The organism is Shewanella putrefaciens (genome assembly GCF_016406305.1).
GTDB classification, from domain to species: Bacteria; Pseudomonadota; Gammaproteobacteria; order Enterobacterales; family Shewanellaceae; genus Shewanella; species Shewanella putrefaciens_C.
On record NZ_CP066369.1, the window covers coordinates 2,644,219 to 2,667,990 of the forward strand.

General features: G+C 48.1%; 21 protein-coding genes. 9 read left to right on the forward strand and 12 right to left on the reverse strand.

Annotated elements, in window-relative coordinates; genetic code table 11:
- Positions 1-44: 44 nt before the first annotated feature.
- The 5 genes from JFT56_RS11445 to JFT56_RS11465 form a co-directional block, all read right to left on the reverse strand.
- Positions 45-503 carry a hypothetical protein gene (locus JFT56_RS11445; protein WP_198780233.1) on the reverse strand — a complete coding sequence of 153 codons (459 nt, stop codon included), beginning with the start codon at positions 501-503 and terminating at the stop codon, positions 45-47.
- Between the two features lie 10 nt (positions 504-513).
- Complete coding sequence (locus JFT56_RS11450) at positions 514-2,637, reverse strand: S8 family serine peptidase (protein ID WP_198780234.1); 2,124 nt, start codon at positions 2,635-2,637, stop codon at positions 514-516.
- Between the two features lie 708 nt (positions 2,638-3,345).
- Entirely contained in the window at positions 3,346-4,872 is a 1,527-nt protein-coding gene (gene gndA, locus JFT56_RS11455; protein ID WP_198780235.1) for an NADP-dependent phosphogluconate dehydrogenase, read from the reverse strand.
- 148 nt (positions 4,873-5,020) lie between these two features.
- On the reverse strand, positions 5,021-5,335 hold the full coding sequence (gene sugE / locus JFT56_RS11460) for a quaternary ammonium compound efflux SMR transporter SugE (protein WP_198780236.1): 315 nt from the start codon (positions 5,333-5,335) through the stop codon (positions 5,021-5,023).
- 355 nt (positions 5,336-5,690) lie between these two features.
- Positions 5,691-7,595, reverse strand: a complete 1,905-nt coding sequence (locus JFT56_RS11465) for a propionyl-CoA synthetase (RefSeq protein ID WP_198780237.1) — start codon at positions 7,593-7,595, stop codon at positions 5,691-5,693.
- A gap of 247 nt (positions 7,596-7,842) precedes the next feature.
- Here JFT56_RS11465 and JFT56_RS11470 point away from each other — a divergent pair, with 247 nt between their 5' ends.
- From JFT56_RS11470 to JFT56_RS11510, 9 genes are all read left to right on the forward strand, one after another.
- Positions 7,843-9,510 carry a L,D-transpeptidase family protein gene (locus JFT56_RS11470; protein WP_198780238.1) on the forward strand — a complete coding sequence of 556 codons (1,668 nt, stop codon included), beginning with the start codon at positions 7,843-7,845 and terminating at the stop codon, positions 9,508-9,510.
- Between the two features lie 237 nt (positions 9,511-9,747).
- Entirely contained in the window at positions 9,748-10,155 is a 408-nt protein-coding gene (locus JFT56_RS11475; RefSeq protein WP_007649000.1) for a MerR family transcriptional regulator, read from the forward strand.
- A gap of 144 nt (positions 10,156-10,299) precedes the next feature.
- Entirely contained in the window at positions 10,300-11,469 is a 1,170-nt protein-coding gene (locus JFT56_RS11480; RefSeq protein WP_198780239.1) for an isovaleryl-CoA dehydrogenase, read from the forward strand.
- A gap of 108 nt (positions 11,470-11,577) precedes the next feature.
- Entirely contained in the window at positions 11,578-13,185 is a 1,608-nt protein-coding gene (locus tag JFT56_RS11485) for a carboxyl transferase domain-containing protein (RefSeq protein ID WP_198780240.1), read from the forward strand.
- A 49-nt stretch (positions 13,186-13,234) separates the two neighbouring features.
- Positions 13,235-14,092, forward strand: a complete 858-nt coding sequence (locus tag JFT56_RS11490; protein WP_198783557.1) for an enoyl-CoA hydratase-related protein — start codon at positions 13,235-13,237, stop codon at positions 14,090-14,092.
- The gene (locus tag JFT56_RS11495) at positions 14,092-16,152 is read left to right on the forward strand and encodes an acetyl/propionyl/methylcrotonyl-CoA carboxylase subunit alpha (protein WP_198780241.1); all 2,061 of its coding nucleotides are present in this window, start codon (positions 14,092-14,094) and stop codon (positions 16,150-16,152) included. The genes JFT56_RS11490 and JFT56_RS11495 overlap by 1 nt, the downstream gene beginning before the upstream one ends.
- 1 nt (position 16,153) lies before the next feature.
- Positions 16,154-17,077: a hydroxymethylglutaryl-CoA lyase gene (locus JFT56_RS11500; RefSeq protein ID WP_198780242.1), complete on the forward strand. Its 924-nt coding sequence runs from the start codon at positions 16,154-16,156 to the stop codon at positions 17,075-17,077.
- 52 nt (positions 17,078-17,129) lie between these two features.
- Complete coding sequence (locus JFT56_RS11505) at positions 17,130-17,834, forward strand: CoA transferase subunit A (RefSeq protein WP_198780243.1); 705 nt, start codon at positions 17,130-17,132, stop codon at positions 17,832-17,834.
- A 63-nt stretch (positions 17,835-17,897) separates the two neighbouring features.
- A complete protein-coding gene (locus tag JFT56_RS11510; RefSeq protein ID WP_198780244.1) occupies positions 17,898-18,554 on the forward strand; it encodes a CoA transferase subunit B in 657 nt (218 codons plus the stop codon).
- A 134-nt stretch (positions 18,555-18,688) separates the two neighbouring features.
- Here JFT56_RS11510 and JFT56_RS11515 read toward each other — a convergent pair whose 3' ends face one another.
- The 7 genes from JFT56_RS11515 to JFT56_RS11545 form a co-directional block, all read right to left on the reverse strand.
- Complete coding sequence (locus JFT56_RS11515; RefSeq protein WP_198780245.1) at positions 18,689-19,186, reverse strand: GNAT family N-acetyltransferase; 498 nt, start codon at positions 19,184-19,186, stop codon at positions 18,689-18,691.
- Between the two features lie 28 nt (positions 19,187-19,214).
- The gene (locus JFT56_RS11520) at positions 19,215-19,763 is read right to left on the reverse strand and encodes an NAD(P)H nitroreductase (protein WP_198780246.1); all 549 of its coding nucleotides are present in this window, start codon (positions 19,761-19,763) and stop codon (positions 19,215-19,217) included.
- Between the two features lie 106 nt (positions 19,764-19,869).
- Positions 19,870-20,466 (reverse strand): DoxX family protein, encoded by a 597-nt coding sequence (locus JFT56_RS11525; RefSeq protein ID WP_198783558.1) that lies wholly within the window; start codon positions 20,464-20,466, stop codon positions 19,870-19,872.
- A gap of 75 nt (positions 20,467-20,541) precedes the next feature.
- The gene (locus JFT56_RS11530) at positions 20,542-21,399 is read right to left on the reverse strand and encodes a DUF6279 family lipoprotein (RefSeq protein ID WP_198780247.1); all 858 of its coding nucleotides are present in this window, start codon (positions 21,397-21,399) and stop codon (positions 20,542-20,544) included.
- A 104-nt stretch (positions 21,400-21,503) separates the two neighbouring features.
- Entirely contained in the window at positions 21,504-22,631 is a 1,128-nt protein-coding gene (locus tag JFT56_RS11535) for a phosphotransferase (RefSeq protein ID WP_198783559.1), read from the reverse strand.
- A gap of 89 nt (positions 22,632-22,720) precedes the next feature.
- Positions 22,721-23,365: a nicotinamide riboside transporter PnuC gene (gene pnuC, locus JFT56_RS11540; protein ID WP_198780248.1), complete on the reverse strand. Its 645-nt coding sequence runs from the start codon at positions 23,363-23,365 to the stop codon at positions 22,721-22,723.
- A 141-nt stretch (positions 23,366-23,506) separates the two neighbouring features.
- Positions 23,507-23,767, reverse strand: coding sequence for a YkoF family thiamine/hydroxymethylpyrimidine-binding protein (locus JFT56_RS11545; RefSeq protein WP_198780249.1), 261 nt, complete (start codon positions 23,765-23,767; stop codon positions 23,507-23,509).
- Between the last annotated feature and the right edge of the window lie 5 nt (positions 23,768-23,772).

The following is a 23,772-nucleotide window of genomic DNA, read 5'->3' on the forward strand; positions in this document are numbered from 1 at the left end:
AAGGGCCTTTCGGCCCTTTTGTTTAACTCTTGTCACAGCATTGCTTATTGGATTTCTTGCTTAGCAAGTGCGCGATCTAGCTTAGCACGCTCGACCTCGGGGGAGGCTTTAATCGATTGGATAAGACCCATAAGATCTGTGCCCTCTTCTGCCGCAAGGAGCAGTAAGTTGTTGTTATTTTGCCAATCAACTTTCAATCCATGGGCCTTAGCAAAGTCAGTTGCAGAAACACCAGGTTTTAACTTGACCACTAATTTACCCGTCATTTCAGCAAAAGGCGTACCTGACTGAGTCACGACTTTTTGGCCTTTAACCAATTGCTTAGCCTGTTTAATGCCAGTCTCAGTTTTGACGTAATACTGAATATCTGTGCCCAAAAACTCGGCGCGGCTCATTCCTTTAGACTCGGATTGCGGCTCAGAGAAATCCACTTTGCTATGGGCCATCGCTTGTGCAGATAATGAAAGTGCAACTGCAATTAATGATAAATTTAATGTTTTCATCTAATACTCCTTAAGATGCAGACTTGGCAGCATGGCCATGGAAACGAATTGACCAACCTTTTAGCTTGCCATCGGCTTCGTTCGGGATTGCAATGGGTGTACGACCTTTATCAAACTTAATAAAGGAGTAATCACCGCTATTCACATCGATGAGTTTTATAGTCCATTCCCCCTTTGAAGACTCGCCATAAAACGCATTCGATAACATAGGGGTTGCATCAAAACCAGTGACAAGATCCTCAGGATTATTTTTATCCATCACACCTTGGTAGACGAGACCGTTATAGGGCGTCATCAGCACGCTCTTAGTGCCCGCTGGCGAAATCAATTCTACCGCAACATCAGGAAGACGTAGATGATCGGCCGTTAACTGAATTTGCACCGCTTCGATTACCAAATCATCCGCCACGACTTGGGTATCGGTTACACCATTGATATCGGCATCGGGGATCGATTTTGCCAATTCTTGGCTTGCTTGCCACTCTGTCACTAGGTATTCACCTAAATCCTCTGCATAGGATTTAGCCAATTTGACTGCCTCACTCACATTCACGCGGCCAAAACCGTAGAGGTTATGGAACGAGAAGCCTGCCGCGTTTTGTTGCCAAGCAGGAATCGCCGTATAGACAGGCGCGCCTTCACCCTCACCGATAGTGACTGTTTTAGCCGCAATATCCGCATCCACTTTGGTTGAGGTTTTTGCCAGCACATGGCGAACGTCACGCCAGGTTAAATCGGGATTTGCACTCATAATCACAGCCACAGCACCTGAAGTATTTGGCGCGGCGGAGGAAGTGCCGTTCATTGTGGAGTTGTAATCACAATTTGGGTTTAACGGGTTTAAACCACCGTGGAATGGCGTGCTTGGTCTGTCTTCTGCAATCGCATAACCATTTTCACAACCCATACGATCCGTCGTCACAATGGCTGGATCATCATCTCCGTACTCACCGCCGGGCGCAGTCACAAAAATATTTGAGCCCACTGATGAGTAGCTAGAGAGTTTACCCTTAGCATTAATCGCGCTCACGACTAAGTTATAGACGTTGGCATTGTCAGTCGACATGTTAGAGTTATGGAATGGCAACCCATAGTTAGCCGGCTTATCCGCCGTTGCAGTGAAGTAATCCCCCGGTAACCAGAAGGTACGGAAACGGTAGTATTGATAACCGTTACCCGCAGATTTGACAAAAATACTGCCTTTGCCATCAAAGCTTTGAGTCGCAATATCCTGATAAACCTCAGTTTCGTCCTCATCAAAACCATGGGGAAACGGCAAGCTATAACCGTAACTTTGGTTAAAGACACGGGCGCTATCACTATAGGCACTCGCACCATGGGATTTTGCAAAGTTTTCAAACGTTTGTACGTTCGCCACTTTACCCGTTGGGTCTTGGTCTAAGAAGTTAAAACCTATCAGCTTCGCCTTAGGCGCCACACCGCGGCCACCGATACCGTTCCAGCCTTCGGCCGCAATAATCCCACCCACTGAAGTACCATGGGCGGCTTCACCAGAGAAAGGCGTTGGATCAACAGTACCTGTGATTAAATTGTATGAACTACCATTGACAGTGTTATTCACCAGATCCGGATGAGCAATTTCTAAACCATCATCCACCACAGCCACGGTCACGCCTTGTCCCATTGCTTGATCAGAAATCGCACCACTCACATTCATATCTTCACCGGCAACACCGCGGTTCGCCGCAAAGGCATTCTGCCCGGTGTTTTTTAAATGCCATTGGTAAGTAAACAGCGGATCGCCATGCTTAATGTTGATGGTCAGATTGGCTTCGGCCTGTAACTGGCCATCAGACACTTTAAATCGAACGACTTCAGTGCCTTCACTCGCATCGGAAGCATAGGTAAATTCTCCCGTGTTTTTATTCACTAGTGTAAAGATACCCAGCTTAAGATCGGCGGGATCCACTAAAGAATAAGTCAAGCCACCTTCAGCATCAGTTGCCTCGAGTTTTCCAGAAAAAAGCATCGACTGTGACACATCAACAGTCATATCCGCTGTTGTTGGTGCCGTATTCACTTTTGGCTCAGGCGCCGGGGCTTTTTTATCATCACTGCCACAGCCAGCCAATAAGGCCGCCGTGATGCTTAATGCAACAATGGACATACGCATGATAGACATTCCTTCTTGTCATTACATTTTATAATTGAGTGCTAGATAACTATGGCTAAAGCATAATTATTCCGCACAAAATTCTGTTATTTTAATTATTTTTCACACCAAGATAATTAACATACAACGTTAGCGTGATGCAGACCTTTTAACACAAGTAACAGCCTTGTCAAAATAAAAGTAAACGATACGATAAACTGAATAGTGCAATTTTTTTAAATAACAACCTGTGATGAATAAAATAAAAACTGTCCAATCTAAAAACGTTAAAGTGTAAATAAACAAATAAAAAACAATACACTAAACGAGCGTCACACATTTCAAAAAAGCACCGACCTCAACTAATTCTGAAGCATGAAAAGTTGAAAATAATTCATTACAATTTTCGACAAAAGTTATTACAGCATGATATGCAGTTAATTATTTACAGAATGAAACACCGTATTAAAATATATAAATACACTGTAAATTAAATTTTAACAGCCTATAAATTGCGCCATGTATAAATTGATAGAATAATTATTTAAAATCATACTCACTTATTAACTCACCAATTATTATGTAAACCCGTAAATAACAATTGTTTATTGATTAACCAAATCGACTAAGACGCTACACATCAATTTTAAAAAATGCATCGAAATGTCAGCCATAAAAAAAGCCCTTCAAAAATTGAAGGGCTTTTTAGATATTCACATCTACTGGGCATTAAAGCTTTGTTAAAGTACGCTCTTTTGCACTCCAATCTAAGTGGTATTTTTCACCCGCTGGCGCATCGATTCGCTCAAAGGTGTGGGCTCCGAAAAAATCCCGCTGACCTTGAAGTAAGTTTGCTGGTAAGGTTTCACAGCGGTAACTGTCGTAATAGGCCAGAGCCGAGCTTATACAGGGTGCAGGAATCCCCTGCATCACAGCTGCTGCAACCGCCGTGCGCCATTGACCTTGCTTTTCAGATAGGGCCGTTGCAAAACTGTCGGCCATCAACAGATTGCTCAGTTCGGCATTGGCTTGATAGGCTTGGGTAATTGATTGCAAGAAAGTGGCTCGAATAATACAACCCGCCCGCCAAATTTTTGCAATTTGTGCAAAATCTAGCTGCCATTTTTGCTCCTGGGCCGTCATCGCCATTAACTGAAAACCTTGGGCGTAACAACAGACCTTGGCACAGTATAAAGCGCTTTCAAGGGCTTCAATCAATTGTGCTTTTTGCGCATCATCAATCATCGCTGAATTTGGCCCAGCTAATTTCTGGCTAAGTTGCAAGCGTAGGGACTTTTGAGTGCTCACCGCCCGGGCATATACAGCCTCGGCAATAGTGGGTGCTGGGCAACCTATTTGTAAACTGCTGACCGCTGTCCACAAACCCGTGCCCTTTTGGCCCGCTTTATCTAAGATCATTTCCACCAGCGGTTTGCCCGTTAAGGGATCGGCCTGCTTTAATACCTCGCTACTGATCCCCATCAAATAGCTGTTTAAACTGCCTTTGTTCCAGCGTTCAAACACCTCGCCCACTGCTGCTGCGCTCATGCCTAAACCGTCATGCAATATTTGATACGCCTCGCAAATCAATTGCATATCGGCGTATTCAATACCGTTATGTACCATCTTCACATAATGGCCAGCACCCGCAGGACCAATATAAGTCGTGCATGGCTCGCCTTCTGTCACAGGGTTACCCGGCTCGAAGCGCTCGATAGGTAGCCCAGTTTTAGCATCGACCTTAGCGGCAATCGCTTTCCAAATCGGTGCAACATGGTGCCACGCATCAATATTGCCGCTAGGCATCAGCGAAGGGCCAAAACGCGCCCCCACTTCACCACCCGAAACCGCAGAGCTGAAAAATACAAACTGACCTTGATAGCGCGCTTCACGCTCAACAGTGTCGGTCCATAGGCTGTTGCCTGTATCTATTACGATATCATCGGCTTCAATACCCGCCGCAATCAAGGCATTACAGACACCGTCAACGGGCGCGCCGGCGGGAACAGAAAGCACCAAAATGCGGGGTTTTGTGAGACTGGCTAACATTTCGGTAAGATTAGCACAGCCAAGAATACGGGGTTCGAGTCCGATACGCTCTTGTTTTTCCTGCTGTATAACACCATTGACTTTAACAGGATCGAGGTCGAACGTACTGACGTGATATTGATTATCTGCGATGTTTAGCGCGAGGTTTTTCCCCATAACGCCAAGGCCAATGACGCCGATATCACTAAGATTGCTGTGGTTTTGCATTATATAATTCCCACGGGTCACAGAGGTTAGAACTAACCAATTTTGAGGGGTAATTATACCGATCTTTGTAACTTAATTACCATAGACATAGGATTGGCAATTTCGATTGTACCAAAAGAGCCAATCACTTAACGCCGAAATGTGTAAATTAGTGAGCCAGCTTAAGCCCTAAAACGCCCAATAGGATCAGTAATAAACTGACCATTTTAAGTAGGCTAACACCTTCACCTAACAGGATAATTCCGGCAATTGCCGTTCCCATGGCGCCAATGCCCACCCACACACCGTAGGCCGTACCTATAGGTAATTGTTTAACAGCAAGCCCCAATAGCAAGACACTCACCGCCATGGACGATACTGTAAAGATACTTGGCCACAGACGGCTAAAACCTTCGGTATATTTAAGGCCAATAGCCCAACCAATTTCAAAAAGACCTGCAAGCACTAATAAAAACCAGCTCATAGCGAACTCCCATTAAAGGGGTCGTCCCCATGTTAGATAAGGCGTATTTAGGGTCGTCCCTAAGCCATTTGACGTGTGATCATGGGCGTTCAGTGCAACCGATAAAGGTGCTAAACGCCGCTAGATTTCACCCTCTGCACTTATTGGTTTTGAGTTTCAAGAAAACCCAAGCACTGAAAACCAAAGTCAGGTGATGAGTTGGCTAGCCTAGCAAATTTGTCCATTGAGTATCAATCTTTGCGGACAAATATCGGCAAGAAAAAAGCGATAGCCCGGTAGTCTTGGCTATCGCTTTGATCTAACGCTTTGATCTAACGTTTGATATATCGCTTTGATATAAAGGCGCCCCAAGCGATTACACTAACGCATCGGCGTACCCCATGCGGGTTAAGGTCGTGCGCACTAAGTCTAAGGTTTGGGGATCTTCAATGGTCGCTGGCGCCGTAAATTGCTGGTTATCGGCAATTTTACGCATAGTCCCACGGAGGATTTTCCCCGAGCGAGTTTTAGGTAATTTTTGAATTGCGCTCACCAATCTAAAGGAGGCGACTGGGCCGATTTCTTGACGCACTAAACTAATCAGCTGTTTATGCAGCTCTTCATCGCTGATAGTCACGCCCTTTTTAAGCACCACTAACCCTAAGGGAACTTGGCCTTTGAGCTTATCATCAACCCCAATCACGGCAGCCTCGGCCACATCGGGATGTTGACACAGAACCTCTTCAAAACGTCCCGTCGATAATCTATGGCCCGCCACATTAATGATGTCATCGATACGACTCATAATGTACAAATAGCCGTCCTCATCCATATAGCCCGCATCGCCCGTGAGATAATAGCCAGGATACATAGATAAATAACTTTCTTGATAGCGTTTATCATTCTGCCAGAGGGTCGTCAGAGTACCGGGAGGAAGTGGCAATTTGATCACCACATTACCCGATACATTAGCGGCCACTTTTTCACCCAATTCATCGACGACATCGACCTGATACCCGGGAACGGGTCTGCCTGGCGATCCCGCCTTAACGGCAATAGGCGCGGTTCCCATTAAATTGGCGGCCACTGGCCAGCCGGTTTCCGTTTGCCACCAGTGATCGATCACGGGCTTATTTAACTTGGCCTCGGCCCAATGTAAGGTATCGGGATCGCAGCGCTCCCCGGCTAAAAATACGTTTTTTAAGCAGCTGAGATCGACACCTTCAACATAGTCTGCATCAGGGTCTTCACGCTTAATGGCTCGGATAGCCGTGGGCGCAGTAAAGAAGCTCTTCACTTTATATTTCGCTATCGTACGCCAAAAGGCGCCAGGGTCTGGAGTTCCAACGGGTTTGCCTTCGTATAATAAAGTGGTCGCTCCAACCAATAAGGGCCCATAGACAATGTATGAATGCCCCACCACCCAACCCACATCGGATGCGGCCCAAAACACATCGCCCCGGCCAATGTCGTAAATATGAGTCATAGACCAAGCCAAGGCCACGGCATGGCCGCCATTATCCCTAACGACACCTTTAGGTTGCCCCGTCGTACCCGAGGTATAGAGCACATAAAGCGGATCGGTCGCCTTTACGGTGACACAAGGGGCGCTGTCACACCCCACGACTGCGGATAGCCAATCCTTATCCCGCCCCGCTTGCATCTGCGCCTCATATTGAGGTCGATTTAAAATCAAGCAATGGCTAACTTTATGCTCTGCTTCATTCAATGCTCTATCTAACAAAGGCTTGTAAGGCACAATCCCGGATGGCTCAATACCGCAGGATGCCGACATAACCAATTTGGGTTTAGCATCATTGATCCGTGTGGCTAACTCATTGGCGGCAAAACCACCAAAAACCACCGAATGAATCGCGCCAATGCGGGCACAGGCCAGCATGGCATAGACGGTTTCGGGCACCATAGGCATGTAAATCACCACTCGGTCACCCTGAGTCACCCCGATACGGGTTAAATAGCCGGCAAGTCGAGATACCTGCGCAAGCAGCTCGTTATAGGTAATACTGTATTCGGTTTCAGTCACAGGGCTAACATAATGGATAGCGGCCTGCTCTCCACACCCCGCTAAAATGTGCCTGTCGATGGCGTTGTAACAAGTGTTTAATTCACCATCACTAAACCAGCGATAAAATGGTGCATGACTTTCATCGAGTATGTGTTTGCTGGGCGTTACCCAATCGAGAGCCCTGGCCGCTTGTTGCCAAAATTCGGATTTATTGTCTATCGATGCTTGATGTAATTGTTGTGCGACATCTGTCATAAGGCCTCCCATCATGACGCTCATCTATGTCAGCATAGATGATATTCTCCCCTTCCTTCCCGTGGATGATTATGACCCGCAACGCATTATTCCCCCATTAGACTAAGGGATATAGCCGGTGACTATTTATCGGCCACATTTTAGTTGCATTGGAATAACAAATAATCAAAATGGCTATTGCTGAACCGGCAGTATCCACCTAATCTAATGTCTTAAATGGATTTTTTCACGGAAAGAAATACGTATTATGGCGAAATACCACCAGTTCAAACTTTCTCTATGTTTGCTGTGCAGCTTATTGGCATTCCCAAGTCTGGCATCATCCCAACAACTTGAAGCACTCCTCGAACCCATTTCCATTGGCGAGAGGGCCAAAATTGATAACACTCAAATTATCAGTGCCAAGTTAGTGTCACGGATCTATCAAGTCCGTCAGTATGAGCCCCTCTGGAATGATAAAGAGTATGCGGGCACCCTGCTCGATGTGCTCAAAAATGCCGATGATGAAGGCTTAGCGAAGGAAGACTACCATTACCCACGACTCATGGAGTTGTATAGCCAACTCACAGCAACAAACTGGCGCGATGAACAACAGAGCAAAGTATTTGAAATCCTGCTAACCGATGGGATCATCACCTATGCCATCCATTTGCTGAATGGCAAAATCAACCCCAGTATGTTAGGTAAAACCTGGAATTACGACGAAACCCAGCTCGATTTTGATACCACCTTAAAACAGCTTGAGAAACATATTCAGTCACATACGGTTGCAGATGCCATTGCGGGGCTTGCGCCGAATATTGCGCCCTACCATGAATTAAAACGCTACCTAGCCCATTATCGAGAGCTCGCCAAGCGTTATCCCTTCGAGGCGATCCCTTATACTGAGGTGATTAAACCCGGGGCGAATCACCCCAGCCTCGCCGATATAAGCAAAAGACTTTCCGAGCTAGGTTATCTCGATGAAACCACCACCGAAAACGCGGCAATCACAAGCTACGATAATGCGCTAGAAAATAGGATCAGGCGCTTTCAAACCGACCATAGCCTGACAGCCGATGGCGTCATTGGTGCGGGAACCATGGCGGCGCTGAATGTGCCCTATACACGCCGAGTGGAACAAATTCGCATTAACTTAGAGCGCGCCCGTTGGCTATCGGCCGACTTAACAGAAAACTATTTAATTGTTAACTTAGCGGGCTACGAGCTCTTACTCTTTAGGGACAACGCCCTGAGCTGGCGCACCGACATCATTATTGGAAAGGTCGATACTAAAACGCCGCTGTTTAAATCGAAACTTAAATACCTCGTCGTGAATCCCACTTGGACAGTACCACGCAGTATCTTTCCCGAAATCATCGGCCATGTCAGGAAAGATCCAGATTATTTAAAGAAAAAACACTTCAATGTGGTCGAAGGCTCAGGCACGCCAGTTAATATTGATAACATCGACTGGCAAACGACGAGCGCAAAAAACTTCCCCTATTGGTTTGTGCAGCAACCCGGGAATGATAATTCACTTGGCCAAGTAAAATTTATCTTCCCAAACCAATATGCAATCTATCTACATGATACTCCATCAAAAAAACTATTTGAGCGTACGGACAGAGCCTTTAGTCATGGTTGTATTCGGGTGAAAGATCCGCTGGTGCTCGCCGATAAACTCCTCAGCGCCAATGCCAACTGGGCACCGGCATCATTGAGTGAAAAGCTCGCCGAGGGTAAAACTGAAAATATTTTCCTCGATGAGCCGCTGGATATCCTTATCATGTATTGGACAGTCAGCACCAGGGAAGGAAAACTCAGGTTCTACAACGATATTTACCAGCGCGATCCGGTATTAATTGAGGCCCTAAATCGTCCAACCTATGATGCCGTACTCGCCAAGGATGGTTTGCTCAATATCATTGAATAGGCCGCGCCTTTACCCCAAGAGCGGCTTTTAACTGCGTCAGCTGCGATAGTGGCGGCGCAGTGATACCCCACCATCACAAACCACAATAAAATCCAATATAATCATCAAATTAAATTATTCAACTCGCTCGCGGTGGCAAGTAGAATTGACAAAAAATTTGAACTGACTTTATTGCAATCTTTACCTTTACGTAAACTTCATATATCTTGCTTAAAAATGATTAACCAAGGTGCATGAATGAGCGCAACTACCACAGCCCAAACGACTTATTCGATAAGTGATCTCTCCAAAGAGTTTGATATCACTACGCGAAGCATTCGTTTCTACGAAGACCAAGGTTTACTTAAACCTAAACGTCGCGGCCAAACCCGAATTTATAGTCTCAAAGACAGGGTTCGCCTCAAACTTATTTTACGTGGTAAACGCTTAGGTTTCTCCCTGGCCGAAACCCGTCGTCTGTTCGAATTATACGATGCCGACAAGAGCAGCACGACCCAGCTCAACACTATGCTGGCCCTAGTCGAAGAGAAAAAATCGGCACTGCAGCAACAAATGGACGATATCAAAGTCGTGTTAATGGAGCTTAATTCCGCCGAGCAGCAATGTCGTCTCGCCTTGGAAGAAAGTCAGGCCGTTAAAGCCTAAAGGATGGCGAATACGGCATGGCTGCCGCATTAACATGACAAGGCCAAAGTACAAAGGTAGACAATTGGCCCAGTAAGACAAAACAACGACTCAAGCACCTAATCATAAAAATTATAAATTAGTACCTCAGATAGGACACAAGCAATGAACTCACTCTACACTAGTCTCAATTTTGGCCTTGGCGAAGACATCGACATGCTCCGCGATGCAGTACAGGATTTTGCCAAAAACGAAATCGCCCCCATCGCCGCCAAAGTCGATCACGACAACGCCTTCCCCAATGAAATTTGGCCAGTCCTCGGCGGTATGGGACTGCTGGGCGTGACAGTACCTGAGGAGTTCGGCGGCGCGAACATGGGCTACCTTGCCCACGTTGTCGCGATGGAAGAAATTTCCCGCGCATCGGCCTCTATTGGCCTAAGCTACGGTGCCCATTCCAACCTATGTGTTAACCAAATCAACCGTAACGGTAATGCGGCGCAAAAAGCCAAGTATCTGCCTAAACTGGTGAGCGGCGAGCATATTGGCGCGCTGGCCATGAGTGAGCCAAACGCGGGCTCAGACGTAGTGTCAATGAAGCTGCACGCCCGCAAGGAAGGCGATCGTTATATCCTCAACGGCAATAAAATGTGGATCACTAACGGCCCAGATGCTAACACCTATGTGATTTACGCCAAAACCGACCTCACCAAAGGCGCCCACGGGATCACCGCCTTTATCGTCGAGCGTGGTTTTAAGGGCTTTAGCCAGGCACAAAAACTCAACAAACTCGGCATGCGCGGCTCTAACACCTGCGAACTGGTGTTTGAAGATGTTGAAGTACCTGAGGAAAACATTCTTGGTGGCCTCAACAACGGCGTAAAAGTGCTGATGAGCGGCCTAGATTACGAGCGCGTCGTGCTATCTGGCGGCCCACTTGGGATCATGAGCGCCTGCATGGATATCGTTGTACCTTATATCCACGAGCGTGAGCAGTTTGGTAAATCCATCGGTGAATTCCAATTAGTCCAGGGCAAACTCGCCGATATGTACACTGGCATGAACGCCGCCAAATCCTATGTGTATGCCGTGGCCAAATCCTGCGATCGCGGTGAAACCACCCGTAAAGATGCGGCGGGCGCCATCCTCTATAGCGCAGAGCTCGCCACTAAAATGGCACTGGATGCGATTCAACTGCTAGGCGGTAACGGTTACGTCAACGAATACGCCACCGGCCGTTTACTGCGCGATGCCAAGCTGTATGAAATCGGCGCTGGCACCTCTGAAATTCGCCGCATGCTGATTGGCCGCGAGCTATTTAACGAGACTAAATAGGTCGCCATAGGGCTAATGGACACTGCGCGCCATTAGCCCTAAGTATCGATAAACACTCAAAATCGATAGCTCTACACACCGAATTTCCGCTTGAGAAGGACAACCAAAGTGACGCAATTAAGCAGTCGTATTAACGCCCGTAGCGATGAATTTAAAGCGAAATCCGCTGATATGGCCGCCCTCGTGGCCGATCTTAAAACTAAACTAGCCAAAATCGAACTCGGCGGCGGCCCAGTGGCGCTGGAGCGTCATTTATCCCGCGGTAAATTACTGCCCCGTCAACGGGTTGAAAAACTGCTCGACGCCGGCTCGCCCTTTTTAGAGCTATCGCAATTCGCGGCGTTTGAAGTCTATGACGAAGAAGTTCCCGCAGCAGGCATTATCGCCGGTATCGGCCGCGTAAGCGGTGTCGAATGCATGATCATCGCCAACGACGCCACGGTTAAAGGCGGAACTTACTACCCGATTACCGTTAAAAAACACCTTCGCGCCCAAGACATTGCCAGCCGTTGCCACTTGCCTTGCATCTATTTAGTCGACTCGGGCGGCGCTAACCTGCCCCGCCAGGATGAAGTCTTCCCCGACCGAGACCATTTCGGCCGCATCTTTTACAATCAAGCGCAAATGTCCGCCAAAGGCATACCGCAAATTGCAGTGGTGATGGGCTTATGTACTGCAGGCGGCGCCTATGTGCCCGCCATGGCGGATGAATCGATTATCGTAAAAGATCAAGGCACTATCTTTTTAGCTGGCCCGCCATTAGTCAAAGCGGCCACGGGTGAAGAAGTCAGCGCCGAGGAACTTGGCGGCGCCGAAGTGCACACTAAAATTTCGGGCGTGGCCGATCATTTAGCCCAAAACGATGAACACGCGCTAGAGCTTGCCCGCCGCGCAGTATTACGTCTGAATCATCAAAAACAAATAAAAAGTCTACTGAGCCCTGTCAAACCGCCAAAATTCGATATTAACGAATTGTATGGCATTGTCGGCACCGACTTGAAAAAGCCCTTCGATGTCAAAGAAGTGATCGCCCGTATCGTCGATGATTCTGATTTTGATGAATTTAAAGCCAACTATGGCGCAACCTTAGTCTGCGGTTTTGCCCGCATTCACGGCTATCCAGTCGGTATCGTCGCCAACAACGGTATCCTGTTCTCCGAGTCGGCGCAAAAGGGCGCACACTTTATCGAACTGTGCTGCCAGCGCAAAATTCCATTGCTGTTCCTGCAAAATATCACTGGCTTTATGGTGGGTAAAAAGTACGAACACGAAGGCATAGCCAAGCACGGTGCTAAGATGGTGACTGCGGTTTCCTGCGCCAATGTGCCTAAATTTACTGTGATTATCGGCGGCAGCTACGGCGCGGGTAACTACGGTATGTGTGGCCGCGCATTCGAACCGACCATGATGTGGATGTGGCCTAATGCCCGTATTTCCGTGATGGGCGGCGAGCAAGCCGCGGGTGTTTTAGCCACTGTGCGCCGCGACGGTTTAGCCCGTAAAGGCGAAGAATGGTCAGTTGAGGATGAAAAAGCCTTTAAAGCGCCGATTATTGCCCAGTACGATAAAGAAGGTCATCCATACCATGCCAGCGCCCGCTTATGGGATGACGGCATTATCGACCCGGCGCAAACCCGTGATGTCGTTGGTCTAGCCCTATCGGCGGCGTTAAACGCCCCTATCGAAGACACCCGCTTTGGTGTGTTCCGTATGTAAAAGGCACATGTGAAAACATATGTCACACAATAAGATAGGGGAAATAATGATGACTGATACACAAACGACAACACACGACTTAAGCCAGTTGCAGCACGTGAGTTACGCACTCAATCACGGCGTTGCCGAGCTTATTTTAGACCGTGCCGATGTGCACAACGCCTTCGACGAAGTAATGATTAGCGAGATGATTAACGTCCTTGGCTATTTTGCCACACACCAAGATTGCCAAGTGCTGGTACTCAAAGCGAACGGCAAAAACTTCAGCGCCGGCGCCGATCTCAATTGGATGCGCAAGCAAGCCCAAATGGACTTTGAGCAAAATCTAAATGATGCCAAAGCCTTAGCTAAACTGATGCAGGATTTAGATACCTTTCCTAAGCCCACCATTGCACTGGTGCAAGGCGCCGCCTTTGGTGGCGCCCTCGGGCTAATTTGCGCCAGCGATATCGCCATCGCCACCGAGCGCGCAAGCTTCTGCTTAAGCGAAGTGAAACTCGGATTGATCCCAGCAGTGATAAGTCCCTACGTTGCCCGCGCTATGGGTAACCGCGCCTCACGCCGCTATATGCTGACTGCAGAGCGTTTTAGTGCGCAAACCGCCCTTAAGCTGAACGTCATCCATGAGATAAGCGACGACTTAGACGCCGCCGCAAAACCGATTATCGAAGCCCTACTCGCCAATAGCCCCCAAGGCATGGCATGGGTCAAAACACTGCTGTCACGCCTCGAAGATGGTGTGATAGATCAAGACACTATTGATTACACCAGCGAGCGTATCGCCCGCATTCGGGTATCGACCGAAGGCCAGGAAGGCTTAAACGCCTTCTTTGAGAAACGTCAGCCAAACTGGCAACAAGCACACTCTACCAAGTCAACGCCAAATGATACCCAAGGAGCCCTTTGATGTTAACTCAGCAAATGTTTACTAAGTTATTGATTGCTAACCGGGGTGAAATCGCCTGTCGCATCATCAAAACCGCTCAGGCCATGGGCGTTCGCACCGTTGCCTTATATTCCGATGCCGATAAAAACGCCCGCCATGTGGCCATGGCCGATGAGTCCTTCTATTTAGGTGGCAGCGCGCCAGCGGACTCCTACTTAAAGGGCGATTTGATTATCGACATAGCAAAAAAATCCGGTGCCCAGGCCATTCACCCTGGCTACGGTTTTTTGTCTGAAAACGCCGGTTTCGCCCGCCAATGTGAAGCCGCAGGCATTATCTTTGTTGGCCCGGGTAGCGATGCCATCGATGCCATGGGCAGTAAGAGTGCCGCCAAAGCCATTATGACGGCGGCGCAAGTGCCTTTAGTGCCCGGTTACCACGGCGATGACCAAAGCGATGCCACCCTCAAGGCCGAAGCCTTAAAAATCGGCTTCCCAATGCTGATTAAAGCGGCTTATGGCGGCGGTGGTAAAGGTATGCGTATCGTCGAAAATGAAGGCGAAATCATGGAGGCCGTTAACTCGGCGCGTCGTGAAGCCGCCTCCTCTTTTGGTAACGATAAGTTATTGATGGAGCGTTATTTACTTAAGCCACGCCACGTCGAAGTGCAAGTGTTTGCTGACACCTTTGGCAATGCGATTTACTTATCGGATCGCGATTGCTCGATTCAACGTCGCCACCAAAAAGTGGTCGAAGAAGCGCCTGCTCCAGGATTAAGCGATGAACTACGCGCCCAGATGGGTGAAGCCGCCGTCGCCGCTGCTAAAGCCATCGATTATGTTGGCGCGGGGACCGTGGAATTCCTGCTCGATACCGACAATAGCTTCTTTTTTATGGAGATGAACACCCGTCTGCAGGTTGAGCATCCCGTCACCGAAATGGTCACATGTCAGGACTTAGTCAAATGGCAATTGCTGGTCGCCAGCGGTCAACCACTGCCGTTAAAACAAGAGGAAGTGCGCATTCATGGCCACTCCTTTGAAGTGCGTATTTACGCCGAAGATCCACAAAATGAGTTTTTACCCGCCAGCGGTAAACTCAACTTTTTGCGTGAACCCGAGCAAAGCAAGCACGTGCGTATCGATTCGGGCATTCGTGAAAACGATGTGATCAGTAACTTCTACGATCCTATGATCGCCAAACTGATTGTGTGGGATGAATCTCGCCCACGCGCCCTGCAGCGTTTAGTGCATGCTTTAGAGTCGTATCAAATCAGCGGTCTTAAGCACAATATCGAGTTTTTGGCGAACATTGCCGAACACCCAGCCTTTGCCAATGCCGACTTTAGCACCGACTTTATCGGTCGTTACGGCGATGCCCTGATCGGCAGCCCATCGAGTGAAGCCGACAACGCCATGGCTTTTGCCGCGCTGTATCAAGTGCTTGCCCGTAAAGAAGCCGCCAAAGCGCAGGCAATCAACAGTGCCGATCCCTATTCGCCTTGGGGCCAAGTCAGCGGTTTTAGACTTAATAGCTGCAGCCAACACAGTATCGCCCTGCTCAATGACGCCCATGAATTACAACAACTGGTGATGCTAGATTTAGGTGACATGTACCAATTGCCCCTGCACGGGCAAACCTGGTTACTCAGCGGTGAACTGAAGCAAGACTTACTGCTCGCTGAAATTAACGGCCATAAGAGTAAAATCCCAGTTAGTTCGCAAGGTGATGACTTTACACTGTTTTTACCCTCAGGCAGCTATCACTTTAAGGCAGTGCAAACCCTTGTAGTGGAAGAACAAGTGAGCAATGCCGACAAATTAAAGGCCCCGATGAACGGGACTGTCGTCACCCATTTAGTCGATGTGGGCGCCCAAGTGAAAGCGGGCCAAGGGTTGCTGGTGATGGAAGCCATGAAGATGGAATACACCATAGAAGCGCCCTTCGATGGCATAGTGAGTGAGTTCTACTTTAAGGCGGGCGAGCTAGTGACAGATGGTGCAACCTTACTCAATGTTGAGCCGTTAGAGGCCGCACCGCTGGCGTCTGACACTGAATCACCAACGGCTAAGGAAGTCTAACATGTCATTGTTCAGCATTGACGCTCACTCGGCATCGGACAAGGTCAGCATCTTCGAGATGGGGCCGCGCGACGGCTTGCAAAACGAAGTGGCGGTGCCAACCGCGGCAAAAATCGCCTTGATTGAGTCCCTTGCGGACGCGGGACTTAAGCGGATTGAAGCGGGCAGTTTTGTATCACCTAAATGGGTGCCACAAATGGCGGATTCTGCCGAGGTACTCAAACAAATACAGCGCCAAAGCGGCGTAGTGTACAGTGCACTCACGCCCAATGTTAAAGGCTTTGAGCTGGCCTTAGATGCAAAAGCGTCCGAGGTGGCAATATTTGGTGCCGCCTCCCAAAGCTTTAGTCAACGCAATATCAACTGCTCGATAGAAGAGTCAATTGAGCGTTTTATCCCTTTGATAGAATTAGCAAAAGCACACAATATCCCCGTTCGCGGTTATGTCTCATGCGTCCTAGGTTGTCCCTATGAGGGTGAGATTGCCGTGAGTGAAGTAGCCCGCGTGTCTGAAGTCCTTTACAAAATGGGCTGTTATGAAATCTCACTCGGCGACACTATCGGCGTAGGCACACCGCAAAAAGCCCGTAGAATGCTGCAAACTGTCAGCGAGCGCGTGCCCGTAGATAAACTGGCACTACACTTTCACGACACCTATGGCCAAGCGTTAGCCAATATTTTGGCCTGCTTAGACTTAGGTGTGCGGGTATTTGACTCCTCCGTTGCAGGTCTTGGCGGTTGCCCCTATGCTAAAGGCGCCTCGGGTAATCTTGCCACCGAAGACCTAGTCTATATGTTGCACGGTATGGGATTAGAGACAGGTATCGATCTGCACAAATTAGCACTGGCAGGGCAAGAGATCAGCACACAGTTGCAGCGCAAAAATGGCTCAAAAGTCGCGAACGCAATATTACAAAATATCTAGATTCTAGATTCTAGAGATTATTGGGCTCGAATAACAATAAGAGGAAATCACAATGTCAGGACTCAATAAAGTCGTCAGCAGTTACGAAGCCGCATTAGCCGGATTATCGGACGACATGACCATTATGGTCGGCGGCTTCGGCCTATGCGGTATTCCAGAAGGCTTAATCAATCAAATGGTTAAGATGGGCGTTAAAGGGTTAACGGCGATTTCGAACAATGCTGGCGTTGACGATTTCGGCCTAGGCTTACTGTTAAAGCATCGCCAAATCGCCACTATGATAGCCTCCTACGTGGGCGAAAATGCCACCTTCGAGCAGCAAATGCTCTCGGGTGAACTGAACGTGATTTTGACTCCCCAAGGCACGCTGGCGGAAAAAATCCGTGCGGGTGGCGCTGGCATTCCGGCGTTTTTCACCGCCACTGGCTACGGCACGCCCGTTGCCGAAGGTAAGGAAACCCGTGAAATCAAGGGACGCCATTATGTGTTAGAAGAATCCCTTACCGCCGATTTTGCCTTAGTACGCGCCTGGAAAGCCGATACTATGGGTAATCTGGTCTTCCGTAAAACCGCCGCCAACTTTAACCCTATGATGGCAACCGCGGGAAAAATCACTGTGGTCGAAGCCGAGTTTATTGTCGAGCCGGGCGAGTTAGATCCAGATCATATCCACACACCGGGCATCTATGTTGATCGCGTTATTCAAGGCACGTTCGAGAAACGTATCGAGCAACGCACGGTAAAAGCCGCGAAATAAGCGCAACCGACCATAGGATTAACGCAAGGGACACTTAGATCCCAAGAGTAAAGGATAGATATCATGGCATTATCAAGAGAACAACTGGCCCAGCGCGTCGCCAAAGAATTAAAAGACGGCTACTACGTCAACCTCGGCATCGGTATTCCAACGCTGGTCGCAAACTACATTCCAGAGGGAATGGAAGTGATGCTGCAATCGGAAAACGGCCTACTCGGTATGGGTGAATTCCCCACCGAAGAAAACATCGATCCCGATTTAATTAACGCGGGAAAACAAACGGTTACCGCAGTCAAAGGCGCTTCGTTTTTCTCATCGGCGGAAAGCTTTGCCATGATCCGTGGCGGCCATGTGGATTTAACGGTACTGGGCGCCTTCGAGGTCGACGTTAACGGTTCAATCGCCTCATGGATGATCCCTGGCAAGTTGATCAAAGGCATGGGCGGTGCGATGGACCTAGTGGCCGGCGCCGAGAATATTATCGTGACTATGATGCACGCCGATAAATACGGTAATTCTAAGCTGCTGCCCGTGTGTGAATTGCCTTTGACGGGTTATGGCTGCATTAAACGCGTAGTGACGGATTTAGCCTTTATCGAGATTAAAGACGGTGCCTTTCACCTACTAGAGCGCGCTCCTGGCGTGAGCGTTGAAGAAATCATCAGCAAAACCGCAGGTAAGTTAGTCGTACCAGCACATGTACCAGAGATGACCTTCTAACGGCAAAACCTAGGCCGTGTAATAAATCATTTATTAGGTCGTGTATTAGGCCACATGTAACAAATCATATAACAGCCCAGAGAACACCTCTGGGCTGTTTATTTCTAGGCAATGCTCACCCTATCCAGTTAACATCAGCAAAAGAGTTCTACCGGCGCCTCTTCGGGGGTCAGTTGTAACTGGGTCTCAAATTTGAGTCCTAATTTATTCAACAGCGCCTTAGATGCCTCGTTGTGCGAACTGACGATAGCGACAATAGGCTCAATGCCCAATTGTTTACCCAGCGCGAGGGCCGCCTGCGCCGCCTCGAAGGCGTAGCCTTTACCCCAATATTGTGGCAAAAAGGCATAACCTAAATCCACATGCTCGAGTGTGGGCCTTTTGATTAAACCGCAGATCCCTATTTGAAATCCATTCTCCGCAAGTACCACTGCATACAACCCAAAACCCTGCTCGGTATAGCTGTTCATCGGGCCATTGGTGATATATGCCTTAGCATCAGTCAAGGTACGGACACCTTTATCCCCGATATTATCGATAAACCCTTGGCTATTGAGTAACACTAGGATGAAAGAGGCATCCTCTGGCGCTAACTGCCGTAGGATTAACCTTGGGGTGCGGGCAACTTGCATAGGATTTCTCCATTAAAGATTAACGGTTTTATAGGTAACGGGCGTACTGACTGCCATCCCTCTGTGGTTTTTTAGGTGCCGCAACGGCTGGCGTGCCTATATATAAAAATCCGACAATTTGATCATCAGCCTTTAGGCCTAGTGCTGCATTCACGTTCGCATCGAAGGCAAAATCACCGGTGCGCCACACCGCACCCAGCCCTAAGGCAAAGGCCGCCTGCTGCATTGCCATCGTTGCGCAGCCCGCAGCAATTTGCTGCTCTAGCACCGGCACTTTAGGGTGCGCTTGGGTTTTCGCGACCACAGTGATCACCATAGGTGCGCGCATCGGCATTCCCTTGGCTTTATGAACAAAATCCTCATCGGCACCACTCGCTTTGGCGGCATCGACAAAAATATCGGCTAAGGTTTCAAGCCCCTCACCAGTGGCGATAATAAACTCCCATGGCGCTAAGGCACCGTGATCCGGCACACGGATAGCGGCGTCTAAAATGACTTTTAATTGGCTTGCATCTGGCGCTGGAGCTGTGAGTCGTGGCGTTGACTGGCGGGTGAGTAAGAGTTCGATAGCGTCCAAGTTATTATCCTAATTCGATATAAATTGGGGTAAAGCATAGCAAATTGTGCCGCAAGGGGCATAAAAAAATCCCACCGTTTAGATGGGATTTAACTAATTGATCAAGCTACTTAATTCCAAAGCGTTTAGCAATCACATAATCTAGGCTAGTGTAACGGCCACCGCCTAAGGCAAAGAGGGCAAACAGCATAATAAAATAGGTGATAGCAAACTCGATCCCATTGTTGAGAACGACCAAATTACCCGAACTCGTTAACCAGTCGTAATTGCCATGCTCCTGTAAAATATCCTTTGCCTTAGCGAGCTTATCCCCCGCCTCAAGCACTCTTTCATTGGCGAGCCAAGAACTGCCATCGGCTATGGCTAACCATCCATTTGGCCAATGCACAGTAAAAGCGGCGACTAACATAGTGACCATTAAGGGAATGGCAATCAGCCTAGTCGCGAGTCCAAGCAATAATAGGATAGCCCCAAAAAACTCGGTCCCCGCGGCGAGGGCAGCCATGAATGCGGGCATCGGCAGGCCTAAACCCCAATCGGGATTGGCAAACCAGGCGACTGTGTCCTCAAAATGTGACAGCTTGTTATATCCGGCCTGCAGCAACACAGGGGCAAGATAAAGCCGCAGGGCTAAGGGGGCGAGCCCCTCAACATAGCGACTGAGATTGAGTAGCTGCTGATAGAGGGCGGCGAGCGGCGTGATGTTTTTCAAGGGCGTTATCTCTTACATTATTCTGTTGCAGATTAGACCCCTGAATATCGATAAATCTTTCAGCTCCTAGGATTCTTTTTCGAGGGCTTCTTGATTCAATTCCGTGAGATCTTGAATCAGCTTATTGAGCTTTTTATAGAAATGCTTGGACTGTTTTTCCGATAGACTGGTGTTTATCGTCAGCATTAAAGTGCCGAATGACTCGGTATTTTTGCGTAAAAATGTCCTGTGTTTTTCAGACTTAAGCTCATCGGGTTGCGTCATTAATAATGTCAAACGCTCGGTTAACAGCACCCTATCCGTGCGTTGCCCTAGGGCAACTTCAAACTGGCGTAGCCACTCATGGCGATACTCGAGCCACATATCTAAGGTCGACAAACGCTGTTGATTATATTGATGGATCAGTGCCTTTTGTTCGCTGCTCACACTGCCTAGCCAGTCTTTAAACTGTCCTTGAAGGTTTTCATCCGCCTCTTGTTGTAATTGTTGCTGGGATTTACCCGCAAATTCCTTGATTAACTCCTGCTCATCTTGACGCAATTTAGTGAGGATTTGCTTCACCTGAGCATCACTCAGCGACATGACGATAGGTAGCAACTCTGGCAGCGCGAATTCAAACAATCTAAACCAATGCCGTTTAGCAATATCCACATGCTCAGCCCACAGCAGCGGCGTTAAGGTATTGGTTTTAATGAGTGTTTCGATTTCAGTTAACTGAACGACATAGTGGGATAATTCTTTGGACTGATGCCATAGTACAAACTTTTCGATCAACGCATCGAAAACCTCTTGCTGGGGCTCGTCTAAAGTAACATAGTCCTCCTGCTCCCAACCGATGGCCCAGTCCATAAAATGGTAACTGAGTTTAGTCGAACAGGCCGTTAGCCCTAACAATAACACCAGTAGCAACACGTTTTTTTTCATATTAAATAATCCATCCTAGACATATCTCTTTAAGACGTTGGCACTGATATAAAAGTTGCTTGTGTTATAGCATTGTTTTTGTAAATAAGCGTGACAATAAATCGCTATGAGATTTGCGGCCAAAAAAAATCGAACCAAGCAATATACTCACTATGGCCACGTGGCTCAGTTTGCTGCGCCGCCATTAAGAGCGCCCAATAACAGGCCAATACCCAGTACATTTCAATGGCGGCGGGCACGGCAAATATGGCCTCCGCCGTTAAATAAGGATGCTTAGCCAGATATTGCTGCACCAAAAAATGTTGCTGTAAGGGAGTTAAGGCATGGGTGGCCAGCACAGTCGCGAGCTCACACAGGGGATGTGAAGCCGTCGCATACTCAAAATCGATGCAATATAAACGCTTATCTTTAAGCAGCAAATTATGGGGATTGAGATCTCGATGGCAAAACTGCGCTTGGAGTAAACAGTCCGCCAAGGTATCTGTCCAGCGCTGAATATCAGCTTGGATCCCTAGCAGTTGAGTTGCCCGTCCGTGCCAGTCGCCCCCGATTTGGCTTAACTCGCCATCGATAAGAGATGACGCCATAAAGGTCAGCATTTGCTGGTGATATTCCTGCCACTGTTCGGTAATGCTGATCCCATAGGGGCCCTTGGGGATGTCCCGTAATTGCAGCAATAAGGTCAGTAACAAACTATGGGCTTGATTAGGATGGGCGTCGGCGAGAGGGTCATGCTCAAAGGCTAATGGCAAGTGGCGCAGTGAATCTTGGCCCTGTAAATAATCCGCCGCACTGCACAATCCCTCTAAAGCTTGCCAAGACAGGGAATGCTTGCGTGGCTGACCATAATTTGCACGAACACGATTTTCACGATCAGGGTTTTCACAATGATAGTTATCAATAGTTACTTCGAGAATGTCGCCTTCAATGGCATCACTCTCGATAAACGTGCTGAGGTAATAGCGCTCATCTTCACTCACCCACAGTAACTCGGGGGCCAATTTGGCGTTCGCTAAGTGCCGCCAATAGAAGCGCTCCTGCGTTCTGGAGCAAAAGCTGTCCGCCGCATCGGCATTGCGGCGAAAAACATACTCTGCTATAGGCGTTGAGATTTTATAGTTGTGATTACTCAAGCCGCCCGATAATTCACTGATATGAGTGATCTTATCGAGCCCAGCGGCTTTTAATATAGGTAACAGTTTTTGAAATGACTCACTCAATGTTTGCTCCATCCGCGGGCTGGCTTGTTTTACGATCATTAACTTAGATAATCAACTTAACTTATTGATTTAAAATTAACTTAAATGATTAACTTAAACCATTAACTGAGTGCATTGGCCCCACGGGCATCGGCTAATGCCGTGCGCCATAGGAAATATCCAACCACAGCCAGGCCCACATAGAGCACAAAGAGCAGTGATGTCAGCATCAGTCCCTTACTAAGGTAGAGATAGATAGACACTAGGTCGATAACCACCCAATAGAGCCAATTCTCAAGCACTTTTTTCGCCACTAAATAGGTCGTCATCACCGCAAAGCAGGTCGTCGCCGCATCCAGATAGGGAAATGCCGCTTGGGTATAAGTCGCCATGCCATGGCCAATACACAATGAGATCAAGGTTGTTATGCCAATCAATTTTAGGTGGGTTTTTAACGGCCAAGTTGTGACATTAACCCCCTGCTGTTTATCACCGCCCTGAGTCCACAGCCAATAGCCATAGAGCGCCATCGCCATATAATAGACATTGAGCACGGACTCCATCAGCAATGCCACCTTCCAAAACAACACAGTGTAAATGGCCGTACTGGCAAATGCCGCCGCCCAGCACCAAACGCTGGCCTTTATCGCCAGTAGCAGATAGGCCATAGCCAAGCATACGGCCAAGGCTTCCCACGCTGTCATCACATGGACTTCACCTAAGGCCGCAGTAATGCTATCGACCAGCGTAAACCATAAATCTGTCATTGGTTATTCTCGTATTGCGCACTGACTATGTTAGGTTCTAGGTTCTAGGTTCTAGGTTCTAGGTTCTAGGTTCTAGGTTCTAGGTTCTAGGTTCTAGGTTCTAGGTTCTAGGTTCTAGGTTCTAGCAAAGATAAGACTCCGTTATTCACTATGGGCTAAATTCAATTCGCCACCGATAAACTTACACACAAACACCGCCTTGCCCCACTTTTCATGGGCGGCTTGCATCTCAATGGCGAGCATGGACATCACATCTTGATATTCACCGCACACTTGGGTGGCCATGGCATTGGTGACGCGCTCAATATTGGTATAACTGTCCACTCGGCCAATAAACCATTTGATCGGATCGAGATAATTTTCATTAAAGGGGTACATGCTAATTTCTGCGGTCAGTTTCATTTCGA

Coding starts and splice junctions, on each gene's coding strand:
- JFT56_RS11445 (WP_198780233.1), bottom strand. CDS start 503: ATGAAAACATTAAATTTATCATTAATTGCAGTTGCACTTTCATTATCT.
- JFT56_RS11450 (WP_198780234.1), bottom strand. CDS start 2,637: ATGCGTATGTCCATTGTTGCATTAAGCATCACGGCGGCCTTATTGGCT.
- gndA (WP_198780235.1), bottom strand. CDS start 4,872: ATGCAAAACCACAGCAATCTTAGTGATATCGGCGTCATTGGCCTTGGC.
- sugE (WP_198780236.1), bottom strand. CDS start 5,335: ATGAGCTGGTTTTTATTAGTGCTTGCAGGTCTTTTTGAAATTGGTTGG.
- JFT56_RS11465 (WP_198780237.1), bottom strand. CDS start 7,595: ATGACAGATGTCGCACAACAATTACATCAAGCATCGATAGACAATAAA.
- JFT56_RS11470 (WP_198780238.1), top strand. CDS start 7,843: ATGGCGAAATACCACCAGTTCAAACTTTCTCTATGTTTGCTGTGCAGC.
- JFT56_RS11475 (WP_007649000.1), top strand. CDS start 9,748: ATGAGCGCAACTACCACAGCCCAAACGACTTATTCGATAAGTGATCTC.
- JFT56_RS11480 (WP_198780239.1), top strand. CDS start 10,300: ATGAACTCACTCTACACTAGTCTCAATTTTGGCCTTGGCGAAGACATC.
- JFT56_RS11490 (WP_198783557.1), top strand. CDS start 13,235: ATGACTGATACACAAACGACAACACACGACTTAAGCCAGTTGCAGCAC.
- JFT56_RS11495 (WP_198780241.1), top strand. CDS start 14,092: ATGTTAACTCAGCAAATGTTTACTAAGTTATTGATTGCTAACCGGGGT.
- JFT56_RS11500 (WP_198780242.1), top strand. CDS start 16,154: ATGTCATTGTTCAGCATTGACGCTCACTCGGCATCGGACAAGGTCAGC.
- JFT56_RS11505 (WP_198780243.1), top strand. CDS start 17,130: ATGTCAGGACTCAATAAAGTCGTCAGCAGTTACGAAGCCGCATTAGCC.
- JFT56_RS11510 (WP_198780244.1), top strand. CDS start 17,898: ATGGCATTATCAAGAGAACAACTGGCCCAGCGCGTCGCCAAAGAATTA.
- JFT56_RS11515 (WP_198780245.1), bottom strand. CDS start 19,186: ATGCAAGTTGCCCGCACCCCAAGGTTAATCCTACGGCAGTTAGCGCCA.
- JFT56_RS11530 (WP_198780247.1), bottom strand. CDS start 21,399: ATGAAAAAAAACGTGTTGCTACTGGTGTTATTGTTAGGGCTAACGGCC.
- JFT56_RS11535 (WP_198783559.1), bottom strand. CDS start 22,631: ATGGAGCAAACATTGAGTGAGTCATTTCAAAAACTGTTACCTATATTA.
- pnuC (WP_198780248.1), bottom strand. CDS start 23,365: ATGACAGATTTATGGTTTACGCTGGTCGATAGCATTACTGCGGCCTTA.
- JFT56_RS11545 (WP_198780249.1), bottom strand. CDS start 23,767: ATGAAACTGACCGCAGAAATTAGCATGTACCCCTTTAATGAAAATTAT.